Raw genomic sequence first — 13,259 nt, forward strand, 5'->3', positions numbered from 1 at the left:
GAAAATTATCAAGTGTTTGTAAATGGCCCCTCAGGTAAACCACCAACAAATTGACGGACATAGGGATTATCAGTTTTGTCCATCTCTTCGACGGTTCCGGTCCAAATAAACTTACCCTTGAACAATAACCCTACCCGATCGCCAATATGACGCAAAGAATTCAAGTCGTGAGTAATCGTCAGAGCAGTTGCACCCAACTGACGAACATTTCTTAAGATTAAATTATTGATCGTTCCGCTGATAATTGGGTCCAGCCCTGTCGTTGGTTCATCAAAAAAGATAATCTCAGGATTCGTTGCAATTGCCCGTGCCAGAGCCACACGCTTTTGCATTCCCCCCGATAATTCTGCCGGATAAACATCAGCAGATGATTCTGTTAAGTCAACCTCTTTTAATTTTTCTAAAGCAACCTTCTTTGCATCGGCAAGCTTTAGTCCTTTATTGTTGATTAAACCAAACGCAATATTTCGCCAAACAGGAAGACTATCAAATAAAGCTCCACCTTGGAATAGCATGCCAAACTTTGACATTACTTCAGCCCGTTTTTTTGCTGGCACATGAGTAACATCTTCACCATCAATCAAGATTTCCCCGGAATCGGGTGACAATAACCCCAGAATACATTTTATCAAAACAGATTTTCCTGTACCAGAACCACCAATCACGACAAAGGATTCACCTGCATTAATATCTAAGTCAATTCCATCCAAAACAACTTTTGAACCGAAAGCTTTTTTAAGGTTGCGTATTTGTATTTTTGTCATAGCAAATCCTATTTATCAAATAAAAGCGCGGTCAGAGCATAATTCATAAACAAGATCAATACACTGGCTGACACGACTGCATTGGTAGTGGCGCGTCCTACCCCCTCCGCCCCACGATTCGAGTAATACCCATGATAACACCCCATCAGCGTAATAATGACACCAAAAGCCGAAGCCTTAATCAAACCAGACATAACATCCTTATACTCAAGGTATTTGATTGTTTGCTGCAAGTAGGTACTGGCATTAAATTCAAGTTGATACACCCCCACAATATATCCCCCAAAAACACCTAATACATCTGCAACAAGAACAAGCAATGGTAACATTAAAAATCCTGCGAGCACCCGTGGTGTAACGAGGTATTTGATCGGATTTGTTGAGAGAGTTGTCAGCGCATCAATTTGTTCTGTCACCCGCATGGTGGCGATCTCTGCAGCCATGGATGCCCCCATCCGGCCTGCAACCATCAATCCAGCCATCACGGGACCTAGTTCACGCGTAATTGACAAAACCACGACTGTTGCTACTGCGCCTTCGGCTGAAAACCGTGAGAATCCTGTATAACTTTGCAAAGCCAAAACCATACCCGATGATAATGCTGTCAAGCCAACAACAGGTAACGAGAAATAGCCAATATGCAAAAATTGCTCTAGGATTTGGCGGAAATAGGTTGGTCGCTGAAATAAACGCAAGACAGATTCAGTTAAGAATAATCCAAGCCGTCCCGCGGATAACAGGAAACTAATAAAAACTCGACCAACAGATGCAAAAAATTCGAGGATCATGAAAGATTTAGTCACATATAATGTACTTACTATAAATCTAGCCAACTTACATGTTTTTGTCTATAAATTCCATTCCCTCCTGTTATGCGTTAACTCTTACAGTTTGGATTTTGAACGCGCCTTAAATCTTGTACACTTAAAAATAAACATCACATCACAGTAATATGACTTATTTTATAGATATCACCACCCTTGCCACAATGATAATCATGATGGGCTTTTTGTTCTCCCATCAGGTCAGAAATTCTGAAAGCTGGCGGGCTACAGTAACGCCTCTGGCTTCTATTATTGGCAGCGGTTTTTTAATCATTGCTCCTTTGTTATGGATGTTTGTTGGTATTTGGTCGCCTCTCGTTCTGGTTGGAACGGTAACGATCGCCTATTTTATTGGGGATGCCATCCGACATAATATTCTAATGGTTGAGCCGCTCGTTGAACAAGGTACAGCTCCGCCTATTATCAGTAAACTCAGTCATGCCTCGTATTTCAGTCTGGGATTAGCCTATTTAATATCTGTTGCGTTTTATATTCGTTTACTTGCAGCTTTTGTTTTAAAACTGATGGATATTGATGAAAGCTTTTATGCGGATATCCTATCCAGTTCTGTGCTGGCATTCATAGGGATTTCTGGGTATATCAAAGGACTCGATCACCTTGAAAACCTAGAACTCGCATCAGTAAATTCTAAGATTGCTATCATTGTTGCCTTTTGTGTCGGTATCTTTATTTACGACTGGAAAGCATTAAATTTTACATTGCAAAATTCCGGAAATGCTATCCAGTGGAATTTTGAGACGTTTCAAAAACTTTGCGGAATTCTTTTAATTGTCCAAGGATTCGAAACATCACGATATCTAGGAAGCAAATACTCCCCTGAAACACGTGTCAAAACAATGAAACGTGCTCAGATTATTTCAGCCCTCATCTATTTCATTTTCGTGTCTTTATCCATGTTCCTTATGAAAGAACATCACGAGGTGAGTGAGACCGAAATCATCAATATCGTGAAAGAAGTTTCCGTCTTATTTCCTATTATCTTAGTTTTTGGCGCTGTCTTTAGTCAATTCAGCTCAGCTGTGGCTGATACTATTGGCTGTGGCGGTTTATTGTCCGAGGCCACTCAATCAAGATTAACACTTCACCAAAGTTATGCCCTTGTCACAACGTGTGCGATCATTCTGATTTGGTCAGCCAATATCTTTCAAATTATAACGTTAGCGTCACGTGCATTTGCTCTGTATTACATGCTGCAAGCCGTAGAAGCTTTGGTTATATCAAGGCACTCAAAGTCTAAGAACACAGCTCAGCAAGTTATTTTTGCTTGTATTAGTATATTGATGCTGTTGGTTTTAATCTTTGCAAAATCAGCAGAAGGTTAAATGACTACAGGATCTCACATTTTTCTCGTCGAGCTTGCCTTCTCTGTTGCTTTTTATAATCCTCTAAGGCATCTAAAGCTTCTTGACATGGTGGTGAATTGATATAAGGTTCCTCAGTAATCTCACACGGATCTTTACCAGAGGGGGTACCTTGGTCTTGATGATCTTGCGCTTGGGCAACGCAAAATAACCAAAACAACATGAAATATAAAATATGAACCATGACTCAACAATATTAGAATTTTTGTTATTTATAGTGTTTTTTCAGATAAACATCAAGATATAGATATCTTCTGGTATTTTTTCAAAACAATCCTTAAATACTTTCGAAAAAATCATATTTCAGATACAATCACCAAAAATCAACTGAGAAAGTCAACCATGCAACGCCTTATTTCGACCTTAGCATTCTGTAGTATAACCACGATAACAGATGCGCAAGATAATTTAGATCAAGAGGTTGATATTTTGGGGGACTGGGTAGAAGCATCACAGTTCCCTCGACTCACAATTTCAAATTTGTTCAACACAGGGTTATCAGAGCAACAAGAATCAGGCATTGAGCGTTTTTTATCGCTCCCGGACTGGGCGAACGACAAAGATATAATCGAACATGGACAACAATTGCATGATAGTTTACAAGAAAACAAAAAATTTTTACTGATAAAAAACCTTATTCAACAGAAAATTGAGCGGCTATTAGCAAATCAAAATAAAGACTGTCCCACACAAAAAAAGCAGTGAAAACACTGCTTTTTAACTACTTGCGACAAGCATTCTAACCAAAGGTAAAAGATACACGCAACATTAGGCGATGCTCAACCGGTGCTGTTTCCGTCACGATATTGGCTTCATTAAAGACTTTCTTTTTAGGATACATCCCTGCAAACTGGTACTCACCACCAACAATTATCATGCGTGTTGGCTTATAAGCCAAACCTAAACCAATGACCGGTGCCATAATCGAAACGTTTTTACGCACTGTTTTTCCGGCATATTGAGGGATGTAAGACGTTGTCCTAAACTTATACTCGTGCTTAAATGTGGCACGTTCGTATGCCATTTTACCATAGACCATGGTCTTAATATTAAACATCTTTCCGATAACGAGCCCTAGCCCAACAGCATTAGTCCGTTGGATTTTAACCTCACCTTGTACAGCTAATCCATCGACACCAAATTGATAGCTTGGATTCATGGACGATAAGTTACCATAGATTTCCGCACCAACAATGGTCTTAGATGTCCCAATCTCATACAAATAGCCAATATGACCACCATAAACAGCACCAAAGGCTGTTTCATTCTTTTTGCCTTTTCCGGTCAAATCAGCATAACTGTGTTCGGATGAATCATATCCCAAACCGACGTCTGCACCTGCATAAACGCCACCAAAAGCTTGCGCCCCTGTTGCCATAGCCAAGCACGTAAAAGCTGTTACAATTTTGTTATTTAGACCTGAGACCATCATGACATCCTCCGCCCATTTTATTAAAAATATATTAAAATCCCTCATGAGTTAGAATCGCTTATTGTGCACTTGCTGTCAATCTTTTTGTCATTTGATTTCCCCAGAAATCACTAACGGTAAAATTGAACCGTTAGTCATAAAAAACATAAATAATGATACCTACAAAAATCATTTTTACTTGTTCTTAATGTTTTTTATGGCATTATTAAATTATAGCCCCCTAATTGAGTTCTATAGAAATCAAATGAACCGTATTTCCTCGGCAAATCAATTTGCAAAACACATCGCAGATTTACGCAAGAAGTCTAAACTCAGCCAAACAGACCTCGCGATTCGTTGCGGGCTTAGCCGCACAGCTATTCAAGCTATTGAAAACGGAAAGTCAACAATCAAACTTGATACCCTATTAAAGGTCTTAGAATTTTTGAATATTGGCCTTTATATTAATCACCACCTACTGGCAAACGATGATGAAAAAACTTCTAATTAATTTTCAAAACACACCATGCGCCATCTTAGAAGAACTCAACAAACTTGTTCACTACCGACTGACGTACCTTCCGGAATACACCGGATCAGGGATTTCATTAACCCTGCCCGTACGACCTGAACCTTATGAATTTGATACATTCCCTCCGTTTTTCGATGGTTTATTACCGGAAGGTATGCAACTGGACGCTCTTCTTCGTCAAAAGAAAATTGATCAATACGATTGTATGTCTCAATTAGCTGCCGTTGGTGAAGACCTTGTCGGTGCCGTAACAGTGAGCGAGATTGCATCATGACTAAACGTTGCCCTATTACATATGCACAGCTGAATTCTGATGAAGCAATCTACAGCAAAAAAGGTCTGTCGCTACTCTCCCGCAACCTAACGACACTTGAAGATTTCCCTTACTCTCAGGAAGAACAAATCATGCAAGCTCGTACAATTGCTGCAAAAATGTCTATTCAGGGGGTACAACCAAAACTCAGTGCAAGTCTAGACATTCACAACCATACATTTAAGATAACTGACCGTGGTGGCACTTTTATCATAAAGCCACAAAATTATATGTGGCCCCATCTACCGGAAAATGAAGACTTAACCATGCGTTTGGCCCGTACTATTGGACTTAACGTCCCTTTACATGGCTTATTGCGTTGCAAGGATGGGTCATGGAGTTATTTTATTCGCCGCTTTGATCGGCCAAACTTAAAGTCTCCGTTTAAAAACAAATTACCAGTTGAAGACTTTGCTCAGTTATCTGGGGCAACACGTCATACAAAATACAACAGCACTATGGAAAAAGTTGTAAAAATCATTGATCAATTTTGTACGTTTCCCGCACTTGAAAAAGAAAAACTATTTAAATTAACGGTGTTTAATTATCTTGTCGGAAACGAAGATATGCATCTAAAAAACTATTCAATCATTACGATTGATGGGCAGACAAGTCTATCACCCTGCTATGACTTATTAAACACAACAATTGCCATGGGAAAACAAACCTCTGAAGAAATCGCTCTTCCCTTAAACGGTAAAAAAAACAAATTAAACAAATCTGATTTCTTGGACTATTTTGCGCTCAATCGACTGGGACTAAATTCGAATATAGCAACAATGATCCTTAATGATTTTTACAGACAACGAGAGAGCTGGAACACCCTGATATCAAACAGTTTTCTGCCTCAAGAATTTATATCAGAATACCAAAACCTTTTGAAAAATAGAAGCCTTGTATTTTTCTAAAATCATGGCATTCTTTCCTTGCAACTGAGAATTGTCTCGTTGTGATGACAAAAGGAAACATAGATGCGTTTGGTAAAATTGTTAAGTCTTAGCTATGCCTTGATCACCTGCACAATTGTTCAAGCTGAAACCCCACACAAGCCGGTTCATGTAAAATTAGAGGCTAAACATGATCTGCAAGAAAAACCCTTTTACATTATAACAGGCAATGCCAATAAAGATCTGGCAGATGATATTGCCAAAGAACTCGGCGTAGAGATGACGCCCGCCACTGTTAAACGCTTTAATGACAAAGAAGTCAGCATCCAAATCAATCAAAACATTCGCAATCGAGAGATCTTCATCGTCCAGCCAACCTGTACCACTCAAGATGGATCCATTAATGATCATTTGATGGAACTGATTCTGATGATTCGCGCAGCAAAGCGTGCCTCTGCGTCTAAAATCAATGTTGTAATCCCTTATTTTGGATACGCCCGCCAAGATCGAAAAACCCATTCGCGCGTTCCAATCTCAGCCTCTGACATTGCAATGATCCTCGAAGATGCCGGGGCATCTCGAATTATTGCTGTTGACTTACATGCGGGTCAAATCCAAGGATTCTTTAGAGATATTCCCGTCGACAACCTTGCTGGATCCATTATATTTGCCCCCTATGTTGCCGGTTTAAAACTGGAAAACCCCGTTATTGTCTCACCTGATGCCGGCGGGGTTGAACGTGCTAAACTTTTTCGGGATCAGCTGGATAAAAACGGTGTACAATCTGACCTTGCTATGATTATTAAGCAACGGAAAGAAGCCGGCGTTGTGGGGCAGGCCAATCTTGTCGGTGACGTGAAAGACAAGGATGCAATTATTATTGACGACATGTGTGATACTGGTGGAACACTTGTCAAAGCAGCCGAAGAACTCAAGAGATTCGGAGCAAAACGCGTCTATGCCTGTATTACACACCCTGTATTTTCCGGAAACGCGGTTGAGCTGATTGCGGGGTCTCAGTTTGATAAAGTCATTACGACAGATACTATTCCATTGCGAGAAGCAGTCCCAAAAAATCTTATACAACTTTCTGTTGCACCAATGATTGCAGAAGTTATTCGCCGTGTTAAAAACGGCGACTCCGTTTCCGTTGTCTTTCAACCTAAACAATAGTATAATGAGGTTCCAGTTATAACTGGGACTCTTAATTATTCAATGATTAAATACCTTATGCCACTCTCCTGCATTTTAGTTTCAATATGGATTATATTAATGACCAGGGGTTTTCTAAAATCATTCCGCCTAACCGTTATAGCTGTTCAAGCTGGGTTTGGAAGCAGGAATAAGAAGCAACATCATGTACAATAAACAATCAAACGAGCGAGGATGAGACGAACTTTCAAGCTCAAATAGAATGACTATAATCGTCTTATTGAGTACAATCTGCTTGCAATTAACGGCTCAAACCGATACAAAATAAATTAATACTATAATTTTAGGGTTTCGAAATGAAAAATATCAAAATTTTACTGTTGACTAGTGTGTTAAGTCTTCCAGTCTACGCAGAAAGCTCAACAAATGACCAATCAGATAGCACAGAAGTTGTCCAAGTAAATGACCCACTTGAACCCTTTAACCGTGTAATTTATGCCGTTAACGGTGTTATCGACGGTGTCATTATTAAGCCCCTTGCCATTGCCTATCGTTTAGGTCTTCCTGAACCTGTACGCGATGGGGTTGGCAATGTGATCCGTAACCTAAAGTCGCCGATTACCTTTACGAACCATCTTTTGCAAGGTGAGCCAAGCCGCGCCTTTACATCTCTTGGTCGCTTTTTCATTAATACAACTCTCGGTATCCTTGGCTTTTTTGATGCAGCAACCGAACTTGGTCTTCCCGGCGAAGAAACATCATTTAGCGAAACGCTTGGTGTCTGGGGCGTAAATTCTGGTCCGTACCTGATCATCCCGGTTATTGGCCCTTGTAGCTTTCGTGGCGTTGCCGGCATGGGTGGCGATTACTTTATGCAGCCTTATAATTACTACTTTAACGGCGACAGCCATCATGGCGACTCTTGGGTTCCAATGGCAGTCAGTGGCGTCGATGCCATCCACCAACGTAACTTAGTTCTTGAAACAGTTGATGATGTGGTTGCCAACTCTGCAGATCCTTATGCGACATTCCGTAGTGCATACTTCCAAAATCAGGATTACCGCATAAAAAAACTTAAGAACAAGGAATAAAAAGAGGGAGGCTTTAAGCCTCCTTTTTCATTTAATTTAAACTTTTTACCGAATGACTGTTAGAGCTTCCATAATCTGGATCGCGTTGAGCGCAGCTCCCTTACGAACGTTATCTGCAACAACCCACATATTTAACCCATGCGGAACCGTTGGATCTTTTCGGATACGACTGATCAGAACATCATCTTCCCCTGCTCCATCTAATGGCGTTGCGTAAGACAAATCATCAGGGTTGTCCATCACAGTGATTCCTTTGAATTGACGCAGCAATTGACGAGCTTTATCCGCAGACAGTTCTTGCTCAAATTCAATATTCAAAGACAAAGAATGCCCGATATATACAGGAACACGAACACAAGTTGCAGTTACTTGAATAGATGGATCTAAAATCTTTTGTGTTTCAACGACCATCTTCCATTCTTCTTTTGTTGAGTCATCTTCCATAAAAACATCAATTTGTGGAATCACGTTAAAGGCAATTGGCTTAGAAAAACAAGTCGGTGGCACAGACAAGCCTGTGAACAGTCCTTTTGTTTGTTGAGTTAACTCGTCCATTGCTTCTTGCCCCGCCCCGGAAACAGATTGGTACGTACTGACAACGACACGCTTAATCTTAGCTGCATCGTGCAATGGCTTTAATGCCATTAACATTTGGATCGTGGAACAGTTCGGATTAGCCACAATGTTACGATTCGCATAATCTTTTAAAGCACCGGAGTTTACTTCAGGGATGACCAAAGGGATATCTTTATCCATGCGGAAATGAGATGTATTATCAATCACAACACAGCCTTGTGCCGCGGCCTTTGGCGCATATTCCGCAGAAATAGCCCCTCCCGGAGAAAACAAAGCATAGTCATACCCTGTGAAATCAAACTTCTCCAAGGATTGCACGGTAATGATATCATTCTCGCCGTAAGATACCGGGCGATTTGCTGATCGATTGGATGCTACAGCAGTAATGTTCTCAGCAGGATATCCCTGCTCTGCCAGAATCTGCAGAAATGTCCGTCCCACATTACCGGTTGCGCCAACAACGGCTATTTTGATGTTTTTTTTGTTTTTCATTATTATATCTCTTAAACTTCGTACTCCTCACCTAGTCCTTGACCTATTTATAGCGCCGAAGCTTTACTTTAGTGGAGGGAGCCCCTCCCGCACGGGGAGAGATGGAAATAACCCTAAATCATTAGGCGGATTGGATCCTCGATAAACTCCTTGACTGCTTTCAGGAATTCTGCACCGATTGCCCCATCAACCACGCGATGGTCAGCTGATAACGTACATGTCATAACTGTTGCCACCTGCACTTGCCCATCCTTAACAATTGCCCGTTGTTCACCCGCACCAACCGCCATAATACAAGCTTGAGGCGGGTTGATAATCGCCGCAAATTGACTGATTCCATACATTCCAAGGTTTGAAATGGTAAAGGAACCCCCTTGATAATCCTCTGGCATCAACTTACCCGCACGGGCTCTTTCGGCTAAGGATTTTACTTCAGCAGAAATTTCCTTTAACGATTTTAAGTGAGCACTACGTACAACAGGTGTCACCAAACCACTTTCCAACGCCACAGCAACAGAAACATCGGCACCTTGGTACTGACGAATGTGGGTATCATGCCAAGACGCATTTGACGCCGGAACCTTCATCAAAGCAAGAGCTGTTGCACGGACGATAAAGTCGTTAACAGAAATTTTAGCATCCTCTAGGCGGGCATTGACATCAGAACGCAGCTTAAGCAACGCATCCAAGTTACAATCCACTGTCAGATAGAAATGCGGAACATTTTGTTTGGATTCCGTCAACCGTTTTGCAATCACTTTTCGCATATTATTCAAAGGCATTTCAACATAGTCTGCATCGCCATAAACAGCAGGCTGAGCCACAACCGAGCGAGCAGGTGCGCCACCGCCAACCATAGCGGCTTCAACATCAGTCTTAATGACGCGACCATGGGGGCCGCTACCGGTAACAGATGCGATATTGACATTGTTTTGGTCAGCAATCCGACGAGCCAACGGACTTGCAAAAACGCGCGCACCTGATTGGGCAGGTGCTGACTTTGGCATATCCACGACATTTGAGGAAACCTCTGCCTTTGGTTCAGCCGCAACAGGTGCAGCACTCATCGCACCATCACCAAGGTCAGCCAAAGCAGATTCGTCTTCGTCTTCCTCAAGAATAGCCGCAATCAATGTATTGACCTTAACAGCCTCTGTCCCTTCTGCTACATAGATTTTAACAAGTTTACCCTCGTCAACAGCTTCCACTTCCATGGTAGCCTTATCGGTTTCGATCTCGGCAATCACTTGGCCCGGCTTTACCATATCTCCTTCAGATTTTAACCAACGAACAAGGTTCCCTTCAGTCATTGTTGGACTTAGAGCTGGCATCAAAATTTTAATTGGCATAGGTGTCTCTTTCTATCGATAACAAGCGGCCTTGGCTGCTTTGACAATTTTTTCTATACTTGGTAGGGCTAGTTTCTCAAGATTTACGGCGTATGGCAAGGGAACATCTTCTGCACAAACGCGAAGTGGCTGAACATCCAGATAATCAAATGCTTCTTCACAAATCATCATCGATACTTCGGCGCCAACACCCGCAAAAGGCCAGCCCTCTTCTACTGTCACCAGTCGATTCGTCTTCATCACTGATCGAACAATTGTTTCCTTATCAAGCGGGCGAATCGTACGAAGATCGATCACTTCTGCATCAATACCCTCTGCTGCTAAAATCTCAGCGGCATCCAACGCCATCCCAACTGTAATGGAAAACGCAGTAATCGTGACGTCTTTTCCTTCACGAATCACATTCGCCTTGCCAATTGGCACAATAAAATCATCTTCTGTTGGGATTTCAAAGGAACGACCATACATCAATTCATTTTCTAAAAACACAACAGGATTCGGATCGCGAATTGCAGACTTTAATAATCCCTTTGCATCAGCTGCAGAATACGGAGATACAACCTTTAAACCCGGACAATGAGCATACCAACTGGCGTAGCATTGAGAATGCTGAGCGCCAACACGTGCCGCCGCACCATTCGGACCACGAAATACAATGGGACATCCCATCTGGCCACCTGACATATATAGTGTCTTAGCCGCAGAGTTAATGATATGGTCAATGGCTTGCATGGAAAAGTTAAAGGTCATGAACTCAACAATTGGTTTCAACCCCAAAAAGGCAGATCCGACGGCAAGTCCAGCAAAACCATGTTCCGTAATTGGTGTATCAACAACCCGTTTGGCGCCAAATTCATCAAGCAATCCTTGGCTAACTTTATAAGCGCCGTTATACTCAGCAACTTCTTCCCCCATCAGGAAGACTTTTTCATCACGGCGCATTTCTTCGGCCATAGCATCACGAAGGGCTTCGCGTACGGTTAAAACTTGTGTCATTTCTTACCCCTCAATCAATACATCTGTATACAGTTCTGATTCTTGTGGCTCAGGCGATGTCTGAGCAAACTCTGCTGAATCATTAATTTGTGCTTTGACTTCTTTCTCCAGAGCCTTTAGCGATTCTTCTGTCATTATTTTGTTATTCAATAGGTAGGTCTGAATTTGATCGATCGGATCATGTTCGTTGCGCATTTGCTCAACTTCATCTTTTGATCGATATTTTGCAGGATCCGACATGGAATGACCACGGTAACGATAGGTTTTTACATGCAATAAGGCAGGGCCTTTTCCTGAACGAGCATGATCTAATGCCCACTCTGCCGCTTCACGCACAGCAAACAAGTTCATTCCATCAACTTGACGTCCGGGAATATCCCATGGTTCACCGCGGCGCCAAAATTCTGTAGACGCAGATGCACGTTTCGTTGAGGTTCCCATACCATATTGGTTATCTTCGATCACAAAAACAGCAGGTAATTTCCATAAGGCTGCCATGTTAAAAGCTTCATAAACCTGACCTTGGTTACAAGCACCATCCCCCATATAAGATACCGAAACGCCTTTGTCATCATTATACTGATGAGCAAATGCCATACCTGCGCCAATCGGAATTTGCGCCCCAACAATACCATGGCCACCAAAGAAGTTCTTTTCACGGCTAAACATGTGCATAGAGCCACCTTTACCTCGAGAGTACCCGCCTTCTCGACCGGTTAGCTCAGCCATGACACCGCGCGGATCCATATCACAGGCTAACATATGTCCGTGATCACGATAACTGGTGACAACCGTATCTTGCTTTTGCATAGCAGATTGAATACCAACGACAACGGCTTCCTGACCAATATAAAGGTGGCAGAACCCGCCAATGAGCCCCATCCCATAGAGCTGTGCAGCCTTTTCTTCGAACCGACGAATTAACAACATTTGAGTATAGGCTTTGACCAGTTGTTCCTTATTATAATATTTTTTTGGATCAAGAGTCTGATTGCCAGATTGTGGCAATGACTTTTCCTGAGCTTTCGACATTATGTCCATCCCATTAAAATTAACTTATACATCTAAAATACCCTTTATTAAGTTAAGATGCAATTAATTCGCCGTTAAGCAACAGGATCATTTTGCAAAAACTTCAGGATTAGATAGAAAAAGAACCATATAAAGCATAACAGCAATTGTCGGGCTGATATACTTTCGATTACTTAGAACAAGATCGTTGATAAGATTATTATTATGAAAATTCAATCCCATAGCAGATGCAACCTCAAAATATCTAGTCTTAAATTGGTCAGCACAAACCTTTAAAGTCAATACATTATACTCGTAACCATATTTCTCGCGCTCCAAACTTTCGATTTTATTATATAATTCCGTAAATATAAGGCTTGCAAGATAAGAATTTGTATACGTTTTACCACAAATTACATCCAACAACTTCACACCAGGAAAATCAGTTTTTGCATGATCAAAATTTATCCCTGTAAATG

At 41.5% G+C, this 13,259-nt stretch carries 16 protein-coding genes; 7 read left to right on the forward strand and 9 right to left on the reverse strand.

What is annotated here, in order from left to right:
• Positions 1 to 8: 8 nt before the first annotated feature.
• Complete coding sequence (locus tag KF820_07205; protein ID MBX3458125.1) at positions 9 to 764, reverse strand: ATP-binding cassette domain-containing protein; 756 nt, start codon at positions 762 to 764, stop codon at positions 9 to 11.
• An 8-nt stretch (positions 765 to 772) separates the two neighbouring features.
• Complete coding sequence (locus tag KF820_07210) at positions 773 to 1,552, reverse strand: ABC transporter permease (protein MBX3458126.1); 780 nt, start codon at positions 1,550 to 1,552, stop codon at positions 773 to 775.
• Positions 1,553 to 1,716: 164 nt separating this feature from the next.
• Here KF820_07210 and KF820_07215 point away from each other — a divergent pair, with 164 nt between their 5' ends.
• A complete protein-coding gene (locus KF820_07215; GenBank protein ID MBX3458127.1) occupies positions 1,717 to 2,931 on the forward strand; it encodes a hypothetical protein in 1,215 nt (404 codons plus the stop codon).
• Positions 2,932 to 2,935: 4 nt separating this feature from the next.
• Here the strand turns inward: KF820_07215 and KF820_07220 are convergent, their stop codons facing one another.
• Positions 2,936 to 3,154, reverse strand: a complete 219-nt coding sequence (locus KF820_07220; GenBank protein MBX3458128.1) for a hypothetical protein — start codon at positions 3,152 to 3,154, stop codon at positions 2,936 to 2,938.
• A 158-nt stretch (positions 3,155 to 3,312) separates the two neighbouring features.
• Between KF820_07220 and KF820_07225 the strand changes: the two genes are divergently transcribed.
• Entirely contained in the window at positions 3,313 to 3,675 is a 363-nt protein-coding gene (locus tag KF820_07225) for a hypothetical protein (GenBank protein ID MBX3458129.1), read from the forward strand.
• A 34-nt stretch (positions 3,676 to 3,709) separates the two neighbouring features.
• Here KF820_07225 and KF820_07230 read toward each other — a convergent pair whose 3' ends face one another.
• The gene (locus KF820_07230; protein MBX3458130.1) at positions 3,710 to 4,402 is read right to left on the reverse strand and encodes a hypothetical protein; all 693 of its coding nucleotides are present in this window, start codon (positions 4,400 to 4,402) and stop codon (positions 3,710 to 3,712) included.
• 244 nt (positions 4,403 to 4,646) lie between these two features.
• Here KF820_07230 and KF820_07235 point away from each other — a divergent pair, with 244 nt between their 5' ends.
• The 5 genes from KF820_07235 to KF820_07255 all read left to right on the forward strand — a co-directional run bounded on the left by KF820_07235 (position 4,647) and on the right by KF820_07255 (position 8,356).
• On the forward strand, positions 4,647 to 4,892 hold the full coding sequence (locus tag KF820_07235) for a helix-turn-helix transcriptional regulator (protein MBX3458131.1): 246 nt from the start codon (positions 4,647 to 4,649) through the stop codon (positions 4,890 to 4,892).
• On the forward strand, positions 4,873 to 5,187 hold the full coding sequence (locus tag KF820_07240; GenBank protein MBX3458132.1) for a HipA N-terminal domain-containing protein: 315 nt from the start codon (positions 4,873 to 4,875) through the stop codon (positions 5,185 to 5,187). The genes KF820_07235 and KF820_07240 overlap by 20 nt, the downstream gene beginning before the upstream one ends.
• Positions 5,184 to 6,134 (forward strand): HipA domain-containing protein, encoded by a 951-nt coding sequence (locus tag KF820_07245; protein MBX3458133.1) that lies wholly within the window; start codon positions 5,184 to 5,186, stop codon positions 6,132 to 6,134. The genes KF820_07240 and KF820_07245 overlap by 4 nt, the downstream gene beginning before the upstream one ends.
• A 63-nt stretch (positions 6,135 to 6,197) precedes the next feature.
• Positions 6,198 to 7,286, forward strand: a complete 1,089-nt coding sequence (locus KF820_07250; protein ID MBX3458134.1) for a ribose-phosphate pyrophosphokinase — start codon at positions 6,198 to 6,200, stop codon at positions 7,284 to 7,286.
• Between the two features lie 335 nt (positions 7,287 to 7,621).
• Complete coding sequence (locus tag KF820_07255) at positions 7,622 to 8,356, forward strand: VacJ family lipoprotein (GenBank protein ID MBX3458135.1); 735 nt, start codon at positions 7,622 to 7,624, stop codon at positions 8,354 to 8,356.
• A 45-nt stretch (positions 8,357 to 8,401) separates the two neighbouring features.
• Here the strand turns inward: KF820_07255 and KF820_07260 are convergent, their stop codons facing one another.
• The 5 genes from KF820_07260 to KF820_07280 all read right to left on the reverse strand — a co-directional run.
• On the reverse strand, positions 8,402 to 9,424 hold the full coding sequence (locus tag KF820_07260; protein ID MBX3458136.1) for an aspartate-semialdehyde dehydrogenase: 1,023 nt from the start codon (positions 9,422 to 9,424) through the stop codon (positions 8,402 to 8,404).
• A gap of 113 nt (positions 9,425 to 9,537) precedes the next feature.
• Positions 9,538 to 10,773 carry a pyruvate dehydrogenase complex dihydrolipoamide acetyltransferase gene (locus KF820_07265; GenBank protein MBX3458137.1) on the reverse strand — a complete coding sequence of 412 codons (1,236 nt, stop codon included), beginning with the start codon at positions 10,771 to 10,773 and terminating at the stop codon, positions 9,538 to 9,540.
• A gap of 12 nt (positions 10,774 to 10,785) precedes the next feature.
• Positions 10,786 to 11,769 (reverse strand): pyruvate dehydrogenase complex E1 component subunit beta, encoded by a 984-nt coding sequence (locus KF820_07270; GenBank protein MBX3458138.1) that lies wholly within the window; start codon positions 11,767 to 11,769, stop codon positions 10,786 to 10,788.
• 3 nt (positions 11,770 to 11,772) lie between these two features.
• Positions 11,773 to 12,801: a pyruvate dehydrogenase (acetyl-transferring) E1 component subunit alpha gene (pdhA, locus tag KF820_07275; GenBank protein ID MBX3458139.1), complete on the reverse strand. Its 1,029-nt coding sequence runs from the start codon at positions 12,799 to 12,801 to the stop codon at positions 11,773 to 11,775.
• Positions 12,802 to 12,888: 87 nt separating this feature from the next.
• Positions 12,889 to 13,259 (reverse strand): hypothetical protein (locus KF820_07280; protein ID MBX3458140.1); only part of this gene is annotated, 371 nt, incomplete at its 5' end.

This window comes from Candidatus Paracaedibacteraceae bacterium, from assembly GCA_019636055.1.
In the GTDB taxonomy this organism is placed as follows: domain Bacteria; phylum Pseudomonadota; class Alphaproteobacteria; order Paracaedibacterales; family Paracaedibacteraceae; genus Paracaedibacter.

Coding starts and splice junctions, on each gene's coding strand:
- KF820_07215 (MBX3458127.1), top strand. CDS start 1,717: ATGACTTATTTTATAGATATCACCACCCTTGCCACAATGATAATCATG.
- KF820_07255 (MBX3458135.1), top strand. CDS start 7,622: ATGAAAAATATCAAAATTTTACTGTTGACTAGTGTGTTAAGTCTTCCA.
- KF820_07240 (MBX3458132.1), top strand. CDS start 4,873: ATGAAAAAACTTCTAATTAATTTTCAAAACACACCATGCGCCATCTTA.
- KF820_07265 (MBX3458137.1), bottom strand. CDS start 10,773: ATGCCAATTAAAATTTTGATGCCAGCTCTAAGTCCAACAATGACTGAA.
- KF820_07230 (MBX3458130.1), bottom strand. CDS start 4,402: ATGATGGTCTCAGGTCTAAATAACAAAATTGTAACAGCTTTTACGTGC.
- KF820_07245 (MBX3458133.1), top strand. CDS start 5,184: ATGACTAAACGTTGCCCTATTACATATGCACAGCTGAATTCTGATGAA.
- KF820_07260 (MBX3458136.1), bottom strand. CDS start 9,424: ATGAAAAACAAAAAAAACATCAAAATAGCCGTTGTTGGCGCAACCGGT.
- KF820_07210 (MBX3458126.1), bottom strand. CDS start 1,552: ATGATCCTCGAATTTTTTGCATCTGTTGGTCGAGTTTTTATTAGTTTC.
- KF820_07250 (MBX3458134.1), top strand. CDS start 6,198: ATGCGTTTGGTAAAATTGTTAAGTCTTAGCTATGCCTTGATCACCTGC.
- KF820_07225 (MBX3458129.1), top strand. CDS start 3,313: ATGCAACGCCTTATTTCGACCTTAGCATTCTGTAGTATAACCACGATA.
- KF820_07205 (MBX3458125.1), bottom strand. CDS start 764: ATGACAAAAATACAAATACGCAACCTTAAAAAAGCTTTCGGTTCAAAA.
- KF820_07220 (MBX3458128.1), bottom strand. CDS start 3,154: ATGGTTCATATTTTATATTTCATGTTGTTTTGGTTATTTTGCGTTGCC.
- pdhA (MBX3458139.1), bottom strand. CDS start 12,801: ATGTCGAAAGCTCAGGAAAAGTCATTGCCACAATCTGGCAATCAGACT.
- KF820_07270 (MBX3458138.1), bottom strand. CDS start 11,769: ATGACACAAGTTTTAACCGTACGCGAAGCCCTTCGTGATGCTATGGCC.
- KF820_07235 (MBX3458131.1), top strand. CDS start 4,647: ATGAACCGTATTTCCTCGGCAAATCAATTTGCAAAACACATCGCAGAT.